Annotated in this window: 16 protein-coding genes; 9 read left to right on the forward strand and 7 right to left on the reverse strand. The window is 46.3% G+C overall.

The window, feature by feature from the left end; translation table 11 throughout:
* Positions 1-212: 212 nt before the first annotated feature.
* Positions 213-2,594: an alpha-L-rhamnosidase-related protein gene (locus AC1RM2_RS12855; RefSeq protein ID WP_492985474.1), complete on the reverse strand. Its 2,382-nt coding sequence runs from the start codon at positions 2,592-2,594 to the stop codon at positions 213-215.
* A gap of 416 nt (positions 2,595-3,010) precedes the next feature.
* Here AC1RM2_RS12855 and AC1RM2_RS12860 point away from each other — a divergent pair, with 416 nt between their 5' ends.
* Complete coding sequence (locus AC1RM2_RS12860) at positions 3,011-5,410, forward strand: DUF2339 domain-containing protein (RefSeq protein WP_492985475.1); 2,400 nt, start codon at positions 3,011-3,013, stop codon at positions 5,408-5,410.
* Complete coding sequence (locus tag AC1RM2_RS12865; RefSeq protein ID WP_492985476.1) at positions 5,379-6,617, forward strand: hypothetical protein; 1,239 nt, start codon at positions 5,379-5,381, stop codon at positions 6,615-6,617. The genes AC1RM2_RS12860 and AC1RM2_RS12865 overlap by 32 nt, the downstream gene beginning before the upstream one ends.
* A 395-nt stretch (positions 6,618-7,012) precedes the next feature.
* Here AC1RM2_RS12865 and AC1RM2_RS12870 read toward each other — a convergent pair whose 3' ends face one another.
* The 4 genes from AC1RM2_RS12870 to AC1RM2_RS12885 all read right to left on the reverse strand — a co-directional run bounded on the left by AC1RM2_RS12870 (position 7,013) and on the right by AC1RM2_RS12885 (position 11,469).
* Positions 7,013-7,513 (reverse strand): hypothetical protein, encoded by a 501-nt coding sequence (locus tag AC1RM2_RS12870; protein ID WP_492985477.1) that lies wholly within the window; start codon positions 7,511-7,513, stop codon positions 7,013-7,015.
* Between the two features lie 332 nt (positions 7,514-7,845).
* Positions 7,846-9,318 (reverse strand): phytoene desaturase family protein, encoded by a 1,473-nt coding sequence (locus AC1RM2_RS12875; protein WP_492985478.1) that lies wholly within the window; start codon positions 9,316-9,318, stop codon positions 7,846-7,848.
* 398 nt (positions 9,319-9,716) lie between these two features.
* The gene (locus AC1RM2_RS12880) at positions 9,717-10,646 is read right to left on the reverse strand and encodes a TIGR01777 family oxidoreductase (RefSeq protein WP_492985479.1); all 930 of its coding nucleotides are present in this window, start codon (positions 10,644-10,646) and stop codon (positions 9,717-9,719) included.
* A gap of 4 nt (positions 10,647-10,650) precedes the next feature.
* A complete protein-coding gene (locus AC1RM2_RS12885) occupies positions 10,651-11,469 on the reverse strand; it encodes a DCC1-like thiol-disulfide oxidoreductase family protein (RefSeq protein ID WP_492985480.1) in 819 nt (272 codons plus the stop codon).
* Between the two features lie 163 nt (positions 11,470-11,632).
* On the opposite strand from AC1RM2_RS12885, the gene AC1RM2_RS12890 reads away from it, so the two are divergent.
* The 7 genes from AC1RM2_RS12890 (at position 11,633) to AC1RM2_RS12920 (ending at position 18,556) form a co-directional block, all read left to right on the forward strand.
* On the forward strand, positions 11,633-12,037 hold the full coding sequence (locus AC1RM2_RS12890; protein WP_492985481.1) for a hypothetical protein: 405 nt from the start codon (positions 11,633-11,635) through the stop codon (positions 12,035-12,037).
* A gap of 70 nt (positions 12,038-12,107) precedes the next feature.
* Positions 12,108-12,533, forward strand: coding sequence for a DUF433 domain-containing protein (locus tag AC1RM2_RS12895; protein ID WP_492985482.1), 426 nt, complete (start codon positions 12,108-12,110; stop codon positions 12,531-12,533).
* A gap of 585 nt (positions 12,534-13,118) precedes the next feature.
* On the forward strand, positions 13,119-14,297 hold the full coding sequence (locus AC1RM2_RS12900; RefSeq protein WP_492985483.1) for a glycoside hydrolase family 172 protein: 1,179 nt from the start codon (positions 13,119-13,121) through the stop codon (positions 14,295-14,297).
* On the forward strand, positions 14,297-15,154 hold the full coding sequence (locus AC1RM2_RS12905) for a fumarylacetoacetate hydrolase family protein (RefSeq protein WP_492985484.1): 858 nt from the start codon (positions 14,297-14,299) through the stop codon (positions 15,152-15,154). Before AC1RM2_RS12900 ends, AC1RM2_RS12905 begins: the two co-directional genes overlap by 1 nt.
* 4 nt (positions 15,155-15,158) lie before the next feature.
* The gene (locus AC1RM2_RS12910; RefSeq protein ID WP_492985485.1) at positions 15,159-16,373 is read left to right on the forward strand and encodes a DUF6786 family protein; all 1,215 of its coding nucleotides are present in this window, start codon (positions 15,159-15,161) and stop codon (positions 16,371-16,373) included.
* Between the two features lie 37 nt (positions 16,374-16,410).
* Positions 16,411-17,673: an L-fucose:H+ symporter permease gene (fucP, locus tag AC1RM2_RS12915; protein ID WP_492985486.1), complete on the forward strand. Its 1,263-nt coding sequence runs from the start codon at positions 16,411-16,413 to the stop codon at positions 17,671-17,673.
* Between the two features lie 94 nt (positions 17,674-17,767).
* On the forward strand, positions 17,768-18,556 hold the full coding sequence (locus tag AC1RM2_RS12920; protein ID WP_492985487.1) for an SDR family oxidoreductase: 789 nt from the start codon (positions 17,768-17,770) through the stop codon (positions 18,554-18,556).
* An 87-nt stretch (positions 18,557-18,643) separates the two neighbouring features.
* Here the strand turns inward: AC1RM2_RS12920 and AC1RM2_RS12925 are convergent, their stop codons facing one another.
* Positions 18,644-19,651, reverse strand: a complete 1,008-nt coding sequence (locus AC1RM2_RS12925) for an LLM class flavin-dependent oxidoreductase (RefSeq protein WP_492985488.1) — start codon at positions 19,649-19,651, stop codon at positions 18,644-18,646.
* 659 nt (positions 19,652-20,310) lie between these two features.
* Positions 20,311-20,919, reverse strand: a complete 609-nt coding sequence (locus tag AC1RM2_RS12930; protein ID WP_492985489.1) for a hypothetical protein — start codon at positions 20,917-20,919, stop codon at positions 20,311-20,313.
* Positions 20,920-21,312 lie beyond the last annotated feature (393 nt).

Genomic DNA, 21,312 nt, shown 5'->3' on the forward strand with positions numbered 1-21,312 from the left:
TAATAATAATTGATTGTTAAATATGTAATTAACGCAAGTGTAACTAATACAATAACTAATAAACATTGCAAGAGTAAAGTTAGCGTTGCTTTTTTCTTTTCAAACAAAAAACCAATGTTTTTTACTGTAACGTGGCAAAAACGATACAAAAATGCTTCATTTATTGGTATTTTCCTAAAAAACATGATGTAAATCATGTTTTTTTATTGTTTTTAGACAATTATTTTGTTTTTTCCGGGATTAATGACGTGATTTTGCCCTTTCCAGATAAAAATACCCGATGTGCCTGGCGGCAGAATAACTTCTATATCCCATTTTTCTTTTTTCAACTCATATTTTACAGCAATTTTTCCGTTAGGATGAGGTATCTCTCCGCCTATTTTTTTTAAATCGCCCAGGTGCGGCTCTATTTTTATTTTACTGAAACCTGGCGCATAGCTATCGATGCCCAAAATGGTACGGTAAAACTCGATGTTTGGGCTGGCACCCCAGGCGTGACAGTCGGACCGGTTATGTTGCAGGTCAGATATTTCGGCCCAGGTGGTAAGCCCCATCCGGATATTGCTGCGCCATATATCAAGCCATTTCAGGTAATCATCGCCATAACCACTTTTAATTAAGGCCTGGTGCAGGTAATATTTAAAGTAGATGGTGCATTGGGTAAGTGTAGTATCGGTCATCAGTTTTTTGCCAAGGGCCGATGCCTGGTCGCCGGTTACCATGCCCGTTAAAATTGCCAGCGAATTGGTATGCTGGGAAAACAGTTGCTGGTCTTCCACATCGGAGTATAATTGCCTGCTGGCTACCCAATATTTTTGTTGGATAGTGGCTTTTAATAAATTGGCCATGTCATGATAATATTGCGAAATGATGGGTATGCCAAATTTGGCTTCCATTTGGGAAGCCTGCTGGTAAGCCCACATCAATTGCAGATCTAACAAAGCCGATGATCCGTTTGTGCTTACAGGGGCCGCGCCAAAATCCCAGCCCTTACCGCCCACCCAATCGGCAAAGTTCCAGTACGGGGTGTTTTTTAACGAGCCGCCGGGCTGTTGGTATTTTCTGAAAAATGCCAGTATATCTTCTACGCCCTGCAATTTGCTTTGCACAAAAGCGCTATCGGGCCGGTACATCCAATAATCGTGCAGCATGCCGATATACCATAACGAAAAGGTTGAAATAATCTGGGGCGAAAACGATGGATGGCGACTTAAGGTAACCCCTTCGGCAATGCGGGAGTGGTCCATCAGGTTAATGGCATTACGCACCAGGCGGTCGTCTCCGCTGTTGTAATACGATACCAGGGCCTGGATGCGGCTATCGCCCACATATTGCAGCTGCTCGTAATAGGGGCAGTCGTAATAAGTTTCGCCTGCGCAAAGCCGGGCTGTGCGCCAGCCAATGTCCAGCATTTTTTTCATTTCGGCTGTGCCGTCAAGCTTCGCGTTTAGTTTAAAAGGGTAGCCGGTAAAGGTACCGTAGATGTCATCTACCTGTAAAGGCTGCCCGGCGGTTGTTATTTTTAATTGGATATATCTGAACGTGCGAAAACTAAGCGTATTAAACGACTGGCCCGCGCTACCATCAGACACGGTGCTATCCCGGCGACCCGAAAATATTTTACCATCCACATCATCGCGGTTGCCTTTTTCAAGACCGTCGGGGCCGTGCAATTTGGTAAATAATGTTTCGGCATAACTTAAGCTGATGCCGGCATTTTTGCCAAGGCTAAAATTGAGCGATACAAAAGCATTGGTTAAAAAAGTTTGATCGAGCAAAAAGGTAACGGTGGTATTTGCAGGAATGGTTATCGCTGTTTTAGTAGCCGGGAAGCTTTTGGGCGCTGTAATTCCTTCGGCCTTGCGTAATACGGGGATGCGCTGGTAGGTTAGCTCAACTGGCGGGATAGATGAAGGTACCAGCATCCATCCAAAAGCATTCGGGGTACCTTTGGGTTTACCCCCTTCTATCTTAACTACACTTTTCCAGCCGCTCACATCTGTCTTTTCGGCATTCCAGTTAGCAATACCGGCGTTCATATCCACCCGTTCGCCGGGACCGGCTACATAATAAGTGCCGTATCCAACACCCACAATAGGCTTGTATGCTTTATCGCTGATGCCTTTCCAGGTTTTATCGGTATTAACAATGGCTTCCGCCTCGGCATCGCCCTGCATAATAAATCCCGTCTGGATAGAGATCTGAGCTTCGGGCCGGTAGTCACCATCGTTCCAAACCACGGCAGCGATGGTATTATTGCCGGCTTTAAGATAAGGCGCCAGGTCTACAGTTTCATAGTTCCAGTAATAGGCGTCGCCGCGGGCGGGGCCTAAAGATACCAGTGCTTGATTTATGTACAATTTGTAGCGATTATCTGCAGATACATGCACAATAAATGTGGCCGGTTTGTCTTTTATGTCGATGTTTTTACGGAAATAGTATATCCCATAGTCTCTCAGCGATTCACCGGGCACGGTGATCCACGATGCCTTCCATGGACCTTTTAGCAGCGCCGGATTAATGGATTGCGCATGGCCGGCAAGTACAGCCAGCATAAAAAACAGCGGTAACGCGGTTTTATATACAATTTTCATGGAAGATGGTTTATGATGTGGTTAGCAAGTGCTTAAGTGCTAAATTACAATTAAAATAATTAGAGATTTATGGATAATTAATCATTTTGCTAACGTATATCGGCGACGACTCACCCCGACGAGGCTTCGCCCGTCACCCCTCTCTCCGCTTCGCACATAGAGGGGTTGAAAATTTTAAAAATACTCCTCAACCCTCTATGCGGCTTCAGCCGGAGAGAGGGTGGTCGCCCCGATAAAATCGGGGTCGACCGGGTGAGTCGTAGCCAGCGTTCAAACGGATGTTTATCTAAACCTTACCACATCATGCCTGTAAACGCAATTATGCGTCTACGTTGAAGAACAAACCCTCCTTATTTATTAAAAACACGCATTAATATCATAATTCCGCTATCTTTAATTTTAATAAACCTAAGGCTATGGATTTTTTTATCGTTGTTTTACTCATATTGATCATTGTTTTAATTGTAAACAACAAAAGCAGCGTTGCCCGCCATATAGAAGTGCTTGAAACCCAGATACTGGAATTAAAGCGGATGATTGAACATTTACGGGTATCCAAACTGACGGAAGAACCGCGCAAACGCGAAGAAGTGGCCCAACCGGTTATCAAAGATATCCCGGTTGTAAAAGCTCCCGAACCTCCTGTTACAGCTATGCCGCCAGAGGTTCCACCGGCAATAAAAACCGAGCCGGAACCTGTTAAGGTTGAAAGACAACCGGCGGTAATCAGCGATAGCATACCTGCTATTAACCGCCCGGTAAAAACAACCGCACCCACCCCTCCTGTACCCGAAGAGCCCCAGCTTTCCTTTTTTGAACGCTACCCCGACCTGGAGAAATTCATCGGCGAAAACCTGGTTAACAAAATCGGTATCGCCATATTGGTATTGGCCATAGGCTACTTTGTAAAATTCGCTATTGATAGCGGCTGGGTTGGCCCTGCTGGCCGTGTGGGTATTGGCATTGCCTGCGGTGCCATATTGGTAGGCATTGCGCATTGGTTACGTAACAGTTATAAAGCGTTCAGCTCGGTACTGGCTGGTGGCGGTTTAGCGGTATTTTATTTTACCATAACGCTGGCTTTTCACCAGTTTAACCTGTTCAGCCAAACCGTGGCATTCATTATCCTTATCGTCATCACCATTTTTGCGGTGCTGCTTTCATTACTTTATGATAAGCAGGAGTTGGCTATCATTGCCCTGGTTGGCGGTTTTGCCAGCCCCTTTATGGTGAGTACCGGCAAGGCCAATTACGATGCTTTATTTATTTACCTGCTCATACTGAATACCGGCCTGCTCATCATTGCCTATTATAAAGCATGGCGCGTACTCAACATCGTGTCGTTCGCGTTTACAGTCATTGTATTTGGTGGGGTGTTGTATACACTCACGGCGCCAACTTATCATTACGGGTTAATTTACGGCAGCATATTTTATGTGCTCTACTTTGCCATCAATGTGGCCAATAACGTTAAGGGGAACAAAAAATTTATCGGTTCGGATTTCAGCATCCTGCTGATCAATACCGGGCTTTATTTTGCGGCCGGCTTGTACCTGCTCACCGCTATGCACCAGGAGCAATTCCGCGGGTTGTTTTGTGTGAGTCTGGCAGTGGTAAACCTCATCCTGTCATACATCCTGTTCCGCAACCGCAAGGTTGATACCAATGTATTGTACCTGCTAATTGGCATTACGCTCACCTTTATATCGCTGGCTGCGCCTATTCAACTGCATGGCAACAGTATTACCCTGTTCTGGGCTGCCGAAACGGTGGTGCTTTACTGGTTGTACCTCCGTTCGTCAATCAAATTAATGAAGCTCACCTCGTTTATTTTATGGATAGCCATGTTGTTGAGCCTGCTGATGGACTGGTACCAGATTTACCCCGATCACCTCATTAAGCTTACCGTTATTGCCAACAGGGGTTTTATTACAACACTGGTAGCCGCCATCAGCTCGTTCCTGTTATCGGTACTGGTAAGCCGCGATAAAAACGACGGCTCCGGTATAAAATTCAGCAAGCATATATTCAGCACTGTAGGGCTGGCGCTGTTATTTTTAAGCGGCCTTGTCGAAATTAATCACCAGTTTTTAAACAGGTATCCCGAGGCGTCGCTCAATATATTGTACATGATGCTGTATACGCCGGCTTTTATATTGGGCTATTACCTGGTATCGTTAAAGGTACCAGCAATTCAATTTAGCAACAACATCCGGATTGGCATACTTTGGGTTTGTATTATTATATACCTTGTTTTAATGCCACAGTATTTTGATTTGTTGACAGATATGTTAACCGGCAAAAAAACACCTTCGGGCCATTTTGCAGCGCATTGGATAAGTGCCGCGTTTATCGGCCTGCTATTTTACCGTACCATCCGCCTTTGCCAAAGCACTATGGACGATGGCATGAAAACGCTTTTCACCTGGATCCTGAGCGCCGGCATTGTAGTGTTTTTAAGCCTGGAGTTTTGCCTGCTGAGTAACCTGTTATTTTACAGTAATATGCACTCCATTGAACGGGTAGAAACGGTGTACGTTAAAACTACGCTGCCTATATTATGGGGCTTGCTGTCTTTCGCCCTTATGTGGCTGGGCATGCGTAATAAAATGCGCACTATGCGTATCGTATCGTTAACCCTGTTTTCGGTAACGCTGCTCAAGCTGTTTACTTATGATATTGTAGATATACCGCAGGCCGGAAAAATAGCGGCATTCTTTTGCCTGGGCGTACTGCTGCTTATTATATCCTTTATGTACCAAAAGGTTAAAAAAATTATTGTTGATGATGAAACTGCTAAAAACAAGGAAGACTAACATTGCCTTAACCGCTTTTTTGTGTGGATTGATGTTTACGGCATCGGCGCAAAAAAGCTTTAAATATGGCGCTGCCCTGCAACAGGTGGATAGTACGGGCTTTTACCGCATCAGCCTGAAACCCGGCTTGGTGGCCAAGGCCGGGAACGACATGGCCGATATCCGCATTACCGATGCCAAAGGCAACTTCGTGCCTTACATACAGGCCGGCAGCCTGCCGCAAAAAAATCAGCAAAGCTTTGTGGTTTTTAACCGGGTAGATACGCGCCTGCCGGCCGATACAGGCACCACTTATGTAGTTGAAAATAAAACAGGTCTGGCGCTTGATAGGCTGTGGATAAAACTGCAAAATACCGCCGTGCAACGCAAGGTAAACCTGATGGGTAGCGACGACCTGCAGCAATGGTTTGCCATACAGGAAAACATCCACTTGCAGGAGGCAGTACAAAACAGCGAAGGCTCCTACATGCAATTGCTCTCGTTCCCGGCCAGCAGCTATCGTTATTTGAAAATGCTGGTAAACGATAAAAACAAAACCCCTATTAAGTTTTTGCAAGCCGGTATTTATACCGAATATGCCAAAACGCTGGCTTATACACCCATCCCTTCGCTTCGGTTTACCCGCGTTGATAGTAACAAAACTACCTTTATCAACATAAAATTAAATGATAATTACCAGGTAAATAAGCTGCATTTAAATATCAGCGCGCCTAAATACTTCAGGCGGAACATAACGGTGTACCAAATTATTGGCGGTTATAAAGAAGCCGTTGCTGAAGCTGAATTAAACTCGGCCAAAAACAACGACCTGCTGTTTTCTGCAAAGGCCAGCCAACTGTTACTACAGATAGCCAATGGCGATAACCAGCCATTAACCATTACCGGCATTGATGCCTACCAAACCGATCAATACCTGGTGAGTTATCTTGATGGCAAACAAAGCTACCGCCTGCTGGCCGGCGACTCGACCGCGCAGGCACCCGAATACGACCTGAAGTTTTTTGCCGATAGTATAAAGGATAATATCCCAACCATCAGCCACGGAGCTGTTGTTAAAAACAATACTGTTTTGCCGGCCCAGGCCAAAGCAGGCAAGGATTATACCGTGTTGATTTGGGTGGCCATTGTAGTTGCTTTGGGACTATTGCTGCTGCTTACTTTGAAAATGACGAAAGAGGTGGGGAAGAAGGTGGGGAATGATGTTTAGTTATAGGCTGTTACTCCTTAATATATTTGCTAATTTTCAGGTTTTGCAAATTATGAAGGGGGAATGAGGTGCATCATATCGGCGACTCGACTCACCCCGACGAGGCTACGCCCGTCACCCCTCTCTCCGCTTCGCGCATAGAGGGGCTAAAAAAAGAAAAATGAGCGGCACCCTCTTTGCGGCGCAGCCGGAGAGAGGGTCGGCCAGCGCAGCGTAGCCGGGGTGAGTCTTCGCCAGCGTTCAAAGCCGATGTTTATTTGAACACAAACACGTCATGGGTAGCAGAATTTTCGGCAAACTCTATTTCCGCGATCTGTGTCCTCACAGATCGCCATTATCCATTTGATCCGGCGGGCTCGGCAATATGCCTGTGGGGACACAGGCATTAGAGGGAATTAATTACCAAAATTTAGCACTTCTGTTTTAAGATAATGCTCAATTATCCGTTTGGCCTCTTCTATATTTTGTATTCCTATCTGTATTTTTTCGCCATTTTTCAATATAATCTGAATACCATTATTAGCTTTTAAGTTATAACCCATTCCGTTTTTATAAGTGCTTACTCTTAAAAAGCGATCTCGTACAAACACCTGGTCAATATTATCCCATTTACATAGTATTTCGACTTTTGAAGGCCTCTCGTTCAGAAAGATGCCTTGCTCGTCAATTTTTATAACCAAGCTTTTAAAAAATACATATGTATCCACCATGATCATAATACCGCATCCACCAAAAAGTCCAATTCCTATACCAGCCGGAATAGAATTAACTGGTGCGATTACAAAATAGATAAATCCTGTAACAAAGAATACTGATAATATAATTGCGATATACTTTGCCCTTGGAGTATCAAATTTTTGAGTTTCGGTGAATATCTTATCTGAATTAAAGGACATGCTTTTTTTAATATGTTGGTTGAAGATATGTAAAACGTACCGAAATGAAAAGGCCACCCGAAAAGATGGCATTAAAGCTGTTAGGAAGATTGGCTTGCTTCCCCCCGATCTGTGTCCTCACAGATCGATGTTATCCGGTTGATCCGGTAAACCGATGTTATACCGGCAAGATGCCTGTGGGGACACAGGCATCGGGGAGAGATCGCCTTTCTGCGTCCCCGATCTGTGTCCTCGCAGATCGATGTTATCCGCTTGATCCAGTAAACCGACGCTATACCGGCAAGATGCCTGTGGGGACACAGGCATCGGGGAGAGGCATCGGGGGAGAGAAATTACTCCTTCAGGAGTTGATCGGCCACTATTTTGCTGCCTACAATACAGGCTACGGTTCCAAGTCCGGGCCAGGTGGTATCGCCCACCATTCTAAAATTTTTTATGCCAATATCGTGGGGCATGGCCTTGAAGTTTGAATTGTGTAAATTTTGCCTAACGCCCCCAACTGTGCCATTTATCCTGCCTGTATATCGCTGATATGTTCGGGGAGTACCCACCTGGTATACAATGGCGTTTGTACCTAACTGCGGATAGATCCGCTTAGCCAGGGCGACCAAATGGTTTCCTATATTTTCTTTTTTTAACTGGTATTCTTCTTCGTTAAGATTTTGCCATTCAGCAAGTTTGCAATGTGTGGATATCATTACCGACCTGTATCCTTCAGGCGCACTATCCGTGTCGTCGGGGGCCGAAACAGAAATGAACATATTATTCCCGTTGCCTAATGGTAAGTCATAATCGTAAAATAGCTGGTGGTGTGTAAGATCCTGGCAGGCTATTTCAGATTCCGGCACACCCAAAAAAACGACGACTGCACTTTCATAGCGATCTTTATCCCGTTTAACATACTGCTCTAAAAATTGCTTTATGTTAGGCGGGGCAATGGCCATGGTGTTTTCGGCCGGTATCGCGCTTATTACCTGGCGGGCCCCGAATTTTCCTTTTCTTGTTATCAGAACATATTCTTTATCCACCAGCTCCAATTTTTCAACCTGTTGACCAACCAACAGTACCCCGCCCAATTTTTTATAATGTGCTGCTAAATTTATCCAAAAGCCTTTCATTCCGCCCTTTGCTCTTCGTAACCCTGCTCCCCTGATTGTTATTCCAAGCGCTGCATTGATTAATGGCGCTTCCTCCAACGTGCTGTTTACCGTATCTTCTACCAGCATAGATAATACAGCCTTCAATTCCCGGTCGTTTTCAAGACCATATTTCTTTAATACATCTGCCACTGTGTAATTCAAAAAACGCACTAATGATATATTACCAGTACCAATTGCCCTGGCAGCATGTAAAGCATCTGCAACATTTTGAATAGGCAGCTTGATACCTTTGCGGCTTGCATTCCAAAAAACCAATGCCATTTTATCCATTAACGCCCAGAATTTAAGATGAGCAGGTGTATTTCCCAATTTTTCTGCCCTCTCCTGGTGCCATTTACTTTTGTCGCGATAAAGGCGGATTGATTTATTGGGCAGCCATAATTGATAGTCCAAAGGCTCCGATTCGGGCATTTGTAAACCGACGGCGCCAAGCAATTCGCCGCCAATGCCACCTGGTTCAAAATCAACAAGGGTGGTTGCACCAACATCAAAACTAAATCCCTTTTTAGAATAAAAGCCGGCGCAACCGCCAGGCTGGCCATGAGCCTCTAAAATTAAGGTCGATTTACCTGCCGCCTGGAGTCGCATTGCGGTTGCCATACCTGCAATGCCACATCCTATTATGGCTACGTCGTAATTGTGCATTTGCCAAGATAAATTAATATAAACACTTCTTTTTTCCGCGATCTGCGTCCTCACAAATCGCTATTCTCTATTTGATCCGGTAAGCCGACAGCATAGCGGCAAGATGCCTGTGAGGACACGGGCATCGGGGAAGATTTGTTGGTAGTTACACAAACATTTCGCCTGAACGCTGGTCACGACTCACCCCGACATCGCTGCGCTTGTCACCCCTCTCTCCGCTTCGCGCATAGAGGGGGCTAAAAAAAGAAAAAGGAGCTGCACCCTCTTTGCGGCGCAGCCGGAGGGTGGTCGGGCGCGGCCTCGACCGGGTGAGTCTTAGCCACCATGCGATATGCATCATTCTTCCCTTCAGGTTTTCGCGAAGGCTCACAACTCAACATTACAATCATAAAAGATCCCTACCCCCTTATACTCAATATATCATGTATTGCATGCTCCGCCTTTTCATACTGAAACTTAAAACCGGCATCAAGCAGGCGCTGCGGCTTTACCCAGCGACTTTTTAATATCAGTTCCGGCTCGGTGCCGATAACCAGGGCGCCAATCTCCAGCAGCCATTGCGGTGCGGGCAGGCCAACAGGCATACCATAGGCCTCGCGGATGAGTTGCATAAAATCGGCGTTCTTTTCGGCATACGGTGCGGCACAATTGTATACGCCTTCCGTTTCGGGGTGATCAAGCAAAAATTGGGTGCTGCGGGCAACATCGTGCTCATGCACCCAGGCCAGGTATTGTTGCCCATCGCCTTGCCGGCCGCCCATTCCTATTTTTACCAGGTTGAGCAGGCGCGGAAAAACACTGCCGCTGCGGCCAAGTGCAATACCCAGGCGCAAAGCTACTTTACGGGTATGCGGTGTTTCGCACTTGAAGAAAGTGCTTTCCCAAATATTGCATACGTCGATGCTGAACCCGTAACCTATCTCGCCGGTTGCTTCGTCCTGCGGATGGTCTTCGGCATGGCGGTAAATGGTGGCAGAGGTAATGTTGATCCACAGCTTTGGCGGGTCAACCATTTTATGGATCACTTTGCCCAACACTTGGGTAGGTATAACACGGGAGGCGATGATTGCGGCCTTGTTCTTTTTGGTATAGCGGCAGTTTACGTTTTTACCGCAAAGATTAATCAGCATATCGGCGTGAATGAGCTGCACTGTCCAGCCATTTTCTGTTTTGCCATCCCAAACCACCGTGCGGATGTTACCGACAGCGGGGGCTTGTTTGCGGGCCAGGATAATGACCTCATCGGCTAAATCTTTATAATAGTTAGCCAGCACACTACCCAGGTAACCATTGCCACCCGCCAATACTATTTTTTTGTACACTTTCATGATATCAGTTTAGGATAAGGATCAATAAAACAATACGGTAAGTTACCCAGCTGATAGTCATCACCCAGCCCAATTGCAGCAGCTTTGTACGGCGAATGTGCTCTAAAAACATCAGCCCGGCCACGCCTATAAAGAACAGCGTATACATTAATGGCATGGTATGAAACCAATGGCTAACAGCAAGCGGGATAAGCAGCAGTAAACTGCCTGCAAAAGATATGGTCATCATGTTGCCCAGGTAAGTCCAGATTTTGTCTTTGGCGTAAATGCCGATCACAGCTGCTTGTACAAATACCTGCCCGCCGCAAATCAGGTATTCGCGGTAAGCATTGCCCAACGGTACCATGCCCGCCAGCAAATGCGCGTACCGGGTTAATATAAACGCAGTACAAAACCAGGTAAACAGCAAATAGGCTATCCGGTAATGTAATTTAAAAGAAGGTTTATAAGCAAAATACGTGTTCTCATGAACAGGCGGAATAATAACCCGCCTGTTGTAGGAGATAAAAGCATAAACCTTGCTCATCAGCCAAACAAAAGGTTTAAAGGTAAACAAAGGGGTAAATACGGGCCAGGCATTGCCCAGTATTTTAAACAGGCTTTTGATGCCATAGGTAACCTCGCCGCTTTTAAGGTTGATGAGGGCAATTTCGTTAACGGCGCGCTGCCTGTCATAAACAGGGCAGGCGTTTTGGGGCATGGTTTGGTAAGCAGCCCTGCCGCCATTATCAAGCATACCGGTTTTTACAAAGGCTTTGGTATAAACACTGCACATGGGACATTCGGCATCGAAAAGGATCATGTGGTTATTAAGCGTTTTCATTGTTATTAAGTGTTGTTGATTGACAGCACAAAGATATAGTTTATTTTATATTTTCAATAATTATTGAAAATATAAAATAAACCCTTTTTAATTAAGGAAAAGAAACTTTTAAACCCGATCTGTTTATCTGTCTTGGATTTTCTATTTTTAACAGATGGCAGTCATGAGCAAGATGCAGGATAGAAAACTCGTTGATATATTATTTTTTGCTGAAGACAATAGCCACTATGGGCTTAATGTTATATTTCAGTTTGATAGCGGCTATCTACTTTTCGATTCAAACAAGTTTTCAATAGCCACAGATGCCCACATTTTCCAATTGTTTAAATGGAAAAAGGTCAACTACGAAGCGATAAGCAGCGACCTTTCTATAATAAAAATAAGGGAAGATGAAGTAACGACATATTTTGTTGAGTTCTCCAACGGCGATATCTTTTTAATTTACCAACAATTTAATGGCGAATGGTGGTGGCAGGATTTTAAAATAGTAAGTAAAAACAATATTGAACGATATCACGAAGTGATAACTTATATGAATGAAGATTTTGTTGACGATGTGGTGTTGTGAACGCTTAAGTCTTTTAACAATAAAAAAGTAACAACAGGGCATCCTTAGCTAATTAACAAACAATACTTTGATGAAAAGCAGCCTGATTGAATGTGTAAAAAATAAAGGCTTCGGGATGCCGACGTTGGTGGGTCGGCGCCTTACCGTTTGGGATATTATAACCCAGATATTTATTGAAGCTAATTTAGAGATTGCATTAGAAACCTACCAAATCACAGTTGCCGAAGCACGGGCCGCAACTGAATACTGCCTGGAGTTACATTGTAAGTCTGATCCTGATCGCATACAATTTTGTGACGGCTGTATTTTAAGAACATTGGATGATCAAAGGAAGATTAACGGAGACGAAAACATGAAAATCCCCCCTAATGTCACTATTAATAAAAATGGCCAAATCATTTATTTAGGATGGAACGATGAACTTGAAGAGGAAGAATTTGGATTGCCGGGTTGGCTTAGGGCCGGAGATGTACTGAAAATCATAAATAAAGAGTAACTGATGATCTTCAAACCATGCAAACAATGGCATTGTAATCGTATCTATTCAATTTCATTCCTATACCTCTTCCACATTAGTGATAACAAAAAATACCCAACCGCACCTAATAATTCGCATGTGTAAGTAAGGTCAGCGCAGCCTACTTTTTTCAATTGATTATACCTCACTATTCACCAATTCTTTAATTGTTAGAACAGCACCTAACGTTTACAAATTATTTTTTAGGTAAGCGTTTAGATGCGAATTAGTCAAAAGTTGCATAAAGTGTATTTGCAAAAAGTTTTATTCAATTTAGTACTTAGGATAGCTCAGAAACTAATTTCTATAGTCATTTTTCAAGGTTGATGGAACAGATTCCGCTGGTAGAACTAATGCCCTGTGGAGGGGCTTCGCCCCCATGCTAATATCCTTGAAGTTTATGCTAATAAAGCGGGTTGTAATAAAAAAAATTATCTTTATGATTGTGACCGGCTTTGGGCTTATTGTGCATAAAGCAAGCGTTACAGCAAATAAATAAGGTATTGCATTTTACCAATTGATGCATTATTGATTTTTTACTAACAAATAACCTATGTTTTTAAGATGAAAAATTATGTTTTGTTATTGTTTAGCTGGATGTTTGTTTTGCTGGCAGCACCGGCCGCGTTTGCACAAAAAAAGTTTAATGGCCTTGATGTTGGCCTAAGTAACCTGTACCGCACCAGCGATGCCAAAACCCGGTCGATAAGTCCGGAGAATTTTAATGGCGAAAAAGGCAAAGGCGGCATGGCCACTACCGGTACGGGAGGTAACGCATCGCGCGATTTGGGCCAAACCTGGAAGGTGAGCCCAAGTGTAGTCATCAAAAAACACACCACCTATACCATTGCCGAAATTAACGAAAGTGGTGCCATTCAGCACATCTGGATGACCCCTACAGGCAACTGGCGCTACAGTATACTCCGTTTTTACTGGGATGGCGAAACCACCCCATCTGTTGAGGTACCCGTTGGCGACTTTTTTTGCATGGGCTGGGGTAAGTATTCGCCCCTGGCCAGTTTAGCGGTGGCTGTTAACCCCGGTAGTGCTTTTAATTGCTACTGGCCTATGCCGTTCCGCAAAAAGTGCCGCATCACCATGGAAAATATTGATGATCACGACATGGTGCTCTATTACCAGGTTGATTATACGCTGACAGACATCCCGGATGATTCGGGTTACTTTCATGCGCAGTTTCGCCGTACCAATCCCCTGCCCTATAAAAAAGATTATGTTTTGGTGGATAGCATTGCAGGCAAGGGGCAGTATGTGGGCACTTATTTAGCTTATGGCAGCCACAAAAACGGCTGGTGGGGCGAGGGCGAGATTAAGTTTTTTATGGATGGCGATACTAAATTCCCTACCATAAACGGCACCGGTACCGAGGATTATTTTTGCGGATCATATGATTTTGATACCCGCCATAAAGACGCCAACGGCAAAGAGAAGAACGAAACCGAATACACCGAATTTAATACGCCCTACAGCGGCCTTGCCCAGGTAATTGGTGGCGATGGCCACTATACCGTAGCCCAGCGCTTCGGCCTGTATCGCTGGCATATTGTTGACCCCATCAGGTTTGAAAAAAGCCTGAAAGTAACTATACAGGCACTGGGCTGGCGACACGATGGGCGGTATATGCCTTTGCAGGACGATATTGCATCTACTGTGTTTTGGTACCAGACCGGCCCAACTAACCCATTCCCCAAATTACCGTCGCGCGACGAACTGGAAGTAAACTGATGAAGCTATACAAAATTGCCAAAGGCATCCTGCTGGAGCATGAAGGTGCCGCTTACATTATTGATGACAGCTGGGATAAACTGGTAAACCGCGATAACCTGGCCGCGTACCTGCAATCCGTTATCGACGATACTACGCCGTTAACCGCCGGCGTACACCAGGAATTTACCAACAGCAAAGTACTGCCGCCCATTGGCACGCAGGAGGTTTGGGCCGCCGGCGTAACCTATTTAAAAAGCCGCGACGCCCGGATGGAAGAATCAGAAAGCTCGGGCGGGGCCAGTTTGTACGATAAGGTTTATGATGCCCCAAGGCCCGAACTGTTTTTTAAAGCCACACACTACCGGGTAAGCGGCCATGGCGGCGAGGTGTACATCCGCAAAGATTCGGAATGGAACGTGCCCGAACCTGAACTGACGCTGTACATCAACAGCAAAGGCAATATCCAGGGCTATACCATCGGCAACGATATGAGTTCGCGCAGTATTGAGGGCGAAAATGCCCTATACCTGCCGCAAGCCAAAATCTACGAAAAAAGCGCCGCGCTCGGGCCTTGTTTATATGTAAGCGCAGAACCGTTGCCTGCTGATTCGGCCATCAAACTGCTTATCAAAAGCGATGGCGCCGCGGTGTACCAGGATGAAACCACCATATCGCGCATAAAACGCTCTTTTACCGAACTGGTGGGCTATTTATATGCCGAATGCGATTTTCCGCAGGGCTGTTACCTCATGACGGGTACATGCCTCGTACCGCCGCCAACGTTCACTTTGCAGGTGGGCGACGAAGTTTATATTACGATAGACCACATCGGCACCCTGATCAATACTATCGGTATTAACCCAAAACATAAATAATGATATGATGAAGGGAGGTAAAGTTTTAGTGTTTGTTTTAACAATAGTAGCGCTTACATCGTGCAAGGAGATGATGCCTAAGGCACCCAAAGGCAGCTTTATATTCGACCTTAACTTTTTATTACATCATGATAGCATCGTTATCTTAAAAACCAACAATGGTTTGGGTATGGTAGCTGTATCTCCCAAATACCAGGCTAAAGTATTTACCTCCACCGCTGATGGTTTTGACGGCAAAAGCTTCGGCTGGATAAAATACGAAACCTTCGATCTGAAACAGCCCGACCCACACATGAACGCTTTTGGCGGCGAAGACAGGCTTTGGCTCGGCCCCGAAGGCGGCAGGTTCTCGCTGTTCTTTAAACCGGGTACCAAAATGGAATTTGATAACTGGCACACCCCGGCCGCGGTTGATAACGAAAGCTGGGAATTGGTTTCCTCTTCGGATAAAAAGGTATCAATGAGTAAAACTACCCGACTGCAAAACTACGCGGGTACTCAACTGGATATCAAACTCGACAGGGATATCGAGATCCTGGAACCTGAAGTGATTAACCGGTTGCTGGGCATCAGCCCGGGCGATACGGTAAAATCGGTTGGCTTTGCTACGGTAAATACAATCACCAACACAGGCAACACAGCCTGGGACGAAACCACCGGCGCACCCTGCCTCTGGAACCTGGATATGTTTACCCCGTCGCCCAAAACAGTTATTGTGGTACCTTACATTGATAGCGCCACCGGTAAGGTTGCCACCACCAATTACTTTGGCGAGATTGCTAAAGACCGCATCACCTACAACAAAGGAATCCTGCTGTTTAAAGCCGATGGCAAATCGCGCGGTAAGCTGGGCATCCCGCCAAACCGGGCCAAAAACATGGCCGGCAGCTACGATGCCAGTAACCGGGTACTAACCATCACCGTTTTTGATATCGACAGCAGCGCCAAATACCTTAACCAGGAATGGAAAACCGATACCGCCCCCTACAGCGGCGATGCCGTAAACGCTTATAACGACGGGCCGCTGGCAGATGGCAAACAGATGGGCCCTTTTTACGAAATTGAAAGCGTATCGCCCACCGCTTTTCTAAAACCCGGCCAAAAGCTGGCGCACAAACACAGCGTATTCCACTTTACCGGGGACGAAAAAGCGCTCAATACCATCGCCCTGAAAACCCTCGGTGTTTCAATAAAAGATATTACATCAGCATTAAAATAAAAGCAACACAATAAACCAATTATAACAAAACCCAATTATGTCAAAAGACAAAAAATTATTTGCCGTTGGCCTCATCACTTCCCTGTTTTTTGTGTGGGGATTTGCATTAAATTTAAACCCCATACTTATCCCCCACCTCAAAAAAGCATGTCAGTTGACTGATCTGCAATCGTCCCTCGTCGATTCAGCTTCGTATATCGGTTATTTTGTGATGGCTATACCGGCAGGGCTGTTCATGAAAAAATTTGGATATAAAGGCGGTATTATTGTAGGGCTAACACTTTGCGCATTGGGTGCCTTTTTGTTTTACCCCGCTGCGTCGGTACGCAGTTACGCTTTCTTCCTCACGGCCTTGTTCATCATCGCCTGTGGACTGGCATTCCTGGAAACTGCTGCCAACCCCTATATGACCGCTCTTGGCGATCCCGAAAGCGCAGCCTTCCGACTCAACTTCGCGCAATCATTTAACGGACTGGCGGCTACAGTTGCCCCCTACGTAGGCGGCCTGTTTATCCTCTCCGAAACCAATTTAACTGCCGACCAGGAAAAAAGCATGGGGGCCTCGCAATTGGCGCAGTACCTTAATAAAGAGGCGTCGGCCGTGCAGGTTCCCTTTTTAATCATCGGGGCGGTGGTTTTGCTGCTGGCCATCATCCTGTATAAAACCTCGCTGCCCGAAATTACCGACGAAGAAGAAACCACCACCGCATCGCACGCCGAAACCTCGGCTAAAACCAAAAACCTGGTGCTTGGCGTTATCGCCCAGTTTTTTTACGTGGGTGCCCAGGTTTGTGTAAGCAGCTTTTTTATCCGTTTTGCGGGTAAAGTGGCAGGTATCGCCCAAAAACCGGCTTCGTTATTCTTGTCTGTTGCCTTGTTGGGCTTTATGTCGGGCAGGTTTATTGGTACTTTTTTGATGAAGTACATCCGCCCGGCTAAGCTGCTGGCCATTTATAGTGTCATCAATATTTTCCTGGTGGTGCTGGCGGTAGTATTGCATGGCAAACTGGCGGTATATGCCCTGATGGGGGTCGAGTTTTTTATGTCAATCATGTTCCCTACCATATTTTCGTTAAGTATCCGGGGGCTGGGCCCAAAAACCAAACTGGGCTCGTCGCTGGTTATTATGGCCATTGTGGGCGGAGCGGTTTTCCCGCCGATACTGGGTTTGGTGTCCGATAGATACCACAACATCCAGCTGGCATACCTGGTACCTGCCGTTTGTTTTGTGTTTGTACTTTATTTTGCATTAACCAACCTGCGGGTTAAGGAAAAGGTTGACATGAGCGTTGCACATTAATAACAAAGTTGATAGAGATATAACACATTAAATAAATACTTCTTCAAGTCTCCCCCTTCAGGGGGAGATTTAGAGGGGGCTTAACCCATATACCATGAATTTACAACTCACAGATAAAGTAATTATAGTAACAGGCGGTGCCAAAGGCATAGGCGAGGGCATTGTTAAAGTTTTGGCTGCCGAGGGGGCCATCCCGGTTATTGTAGGCCGCGGCGAGGCCGATAACCTTAAAGTGGTTCATGAAATTGAAGCCGCAGGTGGCCGGGCCTTCCAGGTAGTGGCCGAACTTACCGACCCTAAAGCCAGCGAAAATGCCATTAATGCTATCATCGCCCAATACGGTCGTATAGATGGCCTGGTAAACAATGCCGGGGTAAATGACGGTGTGGGCTTAGAGAGCGGCAACTACGAAGCCTTCATGGCATCGCTGCATAAAAATGTGGTGCATTATTACCTGATGGCCCACTACGCCCTGCCCGAACTCATCAAAACCAAAGGCTCCATCGTCAACATCTCCTCCAAAACTGCCGACACCGGCCAGGGCCATACCTCGGGCTACGCTGCGTCAAACGGAGGGCGGAATGCTTTAACCCGCGAGTGGGCCGTGGAGCTGCTGAAATATGGGATCCGCGTAAACGCTATTGTGGTGGCCGAGTGCTGGACACCCCTTTACGAAAACTGGATAAAAACCCTGCCCGACCCCGAAGCCAAGCTCAAAGAAATTCAATCCAAAATACCCCTGGGCAACCGCATGACCACCGCCGAAGAACTGGCCAACACCACCGCCTTCCTGCTCTCGCCCGTATCCAGCCACACCACCGGCCAACTGGTATACGTCGACGGCGGGTACACCCATTTGGATAGGGCGCTGGCGAACGCATAAGATAGAGTCAGGAGTTAAGATATTTTGCCCGTCAAGCCGGTCCGTTTAGCTAACGGGCCGGCCTGACTTTTTCTTCCCACTCACCACTCACCCCTTCACCACCTCCGCGAAAAGTTTATACGATTTCAGCTTCGCTTCGCTATCGTAAATGTGCGATGTGGCCATAATTTCGTCTACCCCGTTCTCTGCCACAAAATCGGTTAGCGCGGCGGTAATTTTTTGCTTGTTGCCTATGAACGAGTAGGCCAGCATCTGCATCACGGCTTCCTCTTCAAACACGTTCCAGATGTGGGCCATGCTTTCAACCGGGGGTTGCAGCAGGCGGCGCTTGCCGGTAACTATGCCCATAAACATTTGTTTTACGCTGGTGGCCAGGTATTCGGCTTCCTCGTCGGTATCGGCGGCTACTACGTTTACGCAGGCCATCACGTAGGGCTGCTGCAGCACGGCCGACGGTTTAAAGTTGTCGCGGTATATTTTAATGGCCTCCTTAAAGTAGGCCGGCGCAAAGTGACTGGCGAAGGCATAGGGCAAACCCTTGGCCGCGGCAAGCCGGGCGCTATCCGTGCTCGATCCCAGGATCCATATCGGTACCTCCAGCCCCTCGCCGGGAATGGCGCGAACCTTGGCATCGGCATTATCGGCCGAAAAATATTTTTGCAGCGCCTCCACATCCCGGGGGAAGTAAAACGACGCGTTCATGTTCTCGCCCCTGATGGCCGCGGCGGTTACCTGGTCGGTGCCGGGGGCACGGCCAAGGCCAAGGTCAATCCGGTTGGGGTATAGGGTGGCCAGGGTGCCAAACTGCTCGGCCACCACCAGCGGCGAATGATTGGGCAGCATAATCCCGCCCGAACCCACGCGGATTGTCTGCGTATTGCCCGCCACATAACCAATTAGTAACGACGTGGCCGAACTTGCCACCGCAATCATATTATGATGCTCGGCAAACCAGTAGCGCGTATAGCCCAGCTGCTCGGCCTGCCGTGCGTTTTGCAGGCTCAACCGGTAGGTATCCGCAATGGGGTGCCCCTCAACCACGGTAGCCAAATCAAGTACCGAATAAGTTAGTTTATCCAATGTTTTTAAACTCATACCACAAATTTAAACCTAAACCCCGCAGCAATACGAGGCCCCAAGGCAGATATGACTTTGGCTAAACAATAGCCCCCCGACACCGTCATCAATGCTATTAAGTTAAGGAATTAAGGTCGATTTAATATCGAACACTGAATATCCAATTTCGAATAATGAAGGAAAAACTTCGGTGTTGGACATTCAAAATTCATTATTCGATATTATTATACCTGTGTTTTTGCTTAACTTAATAGCAATTGACACCGTCATGCGGGGGTAAAAAACGGGGGATGAAGGAAAAACGGCGTATATCGCATGGCGGCGAGTCGACTCACCCCGACGAGGCTTCGCCCGTCTGCCCCTCTCTCCGACTGCGTCGCATAGAGGGGCTAAAAAGTTTATTTTTATTTTCTCAACCCTCTTTGCGGCGCAGCCGGAGAGGGTCGGCCAGCGAAGCGTAGCCGGGGTGAGTCGTGGCCCGCGTTCAAAGCCAATGTTTGTATAAAACCGAACCTGTCATGCTGAGGCACGAAGCATCTATTAGCCAACTTTTCTGTCGGTCATGCACAGCCCGCAGATCCTTCGTTCCTCAGGATGACAGGGAAATCGGATAGTCTCCGGCGGTCATCTCCCGCCAACCTAACCCACCATCCACCAATAAACTAATGAACCTTGAACTAATGAACGTCAGCGAAATCCTCCGCTTTGGTAAAATACTCCAGCGCTAAAATCAACAGGGTCGAAGTGGCGAAATTTACCTTTTGTATCGTGGGCAGCAGGTCCCAGTTGCTGGTGGCCCACAGGTACACGCCGTAGTAAAAAAGCAGCAAACAAATAATACAAAGCAGCTTAAACAGCCGCAGCCTTGTTTTCAGGATATAAACCGTAATGATCACTATGCCCGTCCAAAACAAACTGGTTGAAATAATCAGCATCAAATCGTGATAACGGGTTACCGTTAAAAACGTGAAAACAACATTAGTCAACCCCAGGAATTTAAGTATAATGCCCGCGTTTTTTACCGGTATTTTGCCGGCCATATGCACAAAAAACAGCGCATAACAACAGGGGAACAGCAGCATCCCCGCGTATGCCCAAATCATGGCCGGGTTTGGGGCGCCGTTTAGGGCCCTGGCGCCAAACAGGTTGCTTATAAAATTCCGGCTCCAGCTAAAGCCCACGGTAGTTTCATCAAACATGGTGCCGCCCGGGTAAAGCCCAATGGCAACCCCCATCAAAATCAGCCCAATTACTACACCAATTAAAACAGCATGTTTCTTCATCATCGTCCAGGGTTCCGGTTTATAAATTGGGTATATGATGCATTTAACGCCCCATTGTTACCAAATTATTTGCCCTCACCCATAAATATCCCTTTTACAAAAACCAACACCACCAAGCCGACCGCCAATATGCTACCCATGAGCCACCTGCCAATCCACCAACCACCTCATGAACGTACTACTTATAAACTATGCTACCAACAAACTAATGAACCACTGAACTAATGAACTTCCCACTAATGACTAACCAGCCATCCCACCAATGACTAATGACCAGTGACTAATGAACTCCAACTAATCCACCAATGAACCAGTGAACCAATGAACTAATGAACTTCCCACCAATGAACCAATGAACTAATGAACAAATCCCCTTTTTGACTTTTGAATTTTAAC

The sequence above is a fragment of the Mucilaginibacter sp. GW822-FHT03E02 genome (assembly GCF_058801545.1).

Bases quoted from the DNA above. Each gene is read 5' to 3' on its own strand.
- AC1RM2_RS12855 (WP_492985474.1), bottom strand. From the start codon at position 2,594: ATGAAAATTGTATATAAAACCGCGTTACCGCTGTTTTTTATGCTGGCT.
- AC1RM2_RS12860 (WP_492985475.1), top strand. From the start codon at position 3,011: ATGGATTTTTTTATCGTTGTTTTACTCATATTGATCATTGTTTTAATT.
- AC1RM2_RS12865 (WP_492985476.1), top strand. From the start codon at position 5,379: ATGATGAAACTGCTAAAAACAAGGAAGACTAACATTGCCTTAACCGCT.
- AC1RM2_RS12870 (WP_492985477.1), bottom strand. From the start codon at position 7,513: ATGTCCTTTAATTCAGATAAGATATTCACCGAAACTCAAAAATTTGAT.
- AC1RM2_RS12875 (WP_492985478.1), bottom strand. From the start codon at position 9,318: ATGCACAATTACGACGTAGCCATAATAGGATGTGGCATTGCAGGTATG.
- AC1RM2_RS12880 (WP_492985479.1), bottom strand. From the start codon at position 10,646: ATGAAAGTGTACAAAAAAATAGTATTGGCGGGTGGCAATGGTTACCTG.
- AC1RM2_RS12885 (WP_492985480.1), bottom strand. From the start codon at position 11,469: ATGAAAACGCTTAATAACCACATGATCCTTTTCGATGCCGAATGTCCC.
- AC1RM2_RS12890 (WP_492985481.1), top strand. From the start codon at position 11,633: ATGAGCAAGATGCAGGATAGAAAACTCGTTGATATATTATTTTTTGCT.
- AC1RM2_RS12895 (WP_492985482.1), top strand. From the start codon at position 12,108: ATGAAAAGCAGCCTGATTGAATGTGTAAAAAATAAAGGCTTCGGGATG.
- AC1RM2_RS12900 (WP_492985483.1), top strand. From the start codon at position 13,119: ATGAAAAATTATGTTTTGTTATTGTTTAGCTGGATGTTTGTTTTGCTG.
- AC1RM2_RS12905 (WP_492985484.1), top strand. From the start codon at position 14,297: ATGAAGCTATACAAAATTGCCAAAGGCATCCTGCTGGAGCATGAAGGT.
- AC1RM2_RS12910 (WP_492985485.1), top strand. From the start codon at position 15,159: ATGATGAAGGGAGGTAAAGTTTTAGTGTTTGTTTTAACAATAGTAGCG.
- fucP (WP_492985486.1), top strand. From the start codon at position 16,411: ATGTCAAAAGACAAAAAATTATTTGCCGTTGGCCTCATCACTTCCCTG.
- AC1RM2_RS12920 (WP_492985487.1), top strand. From the start codon at position 17,768: ATGAATTTACAACTCACAGATAAAGTAATTATAGTAACAGGCGGTGCC.
- AC1RM2_RS12925 (WP_492985488.1), bottom strand. From the start codon at position 19,651: ATGAGTTTAAAAACATTGGATAAACTAACTTATTCGGTACTTGATTTG.
- AC1RM2_RS12930 (WP_492985489.1), bottom strand. From the start codon at position 20,919: ATGATGAAGAAACATGCTGTTTTAATTGGTGTAGTAATTGGGCTGATT.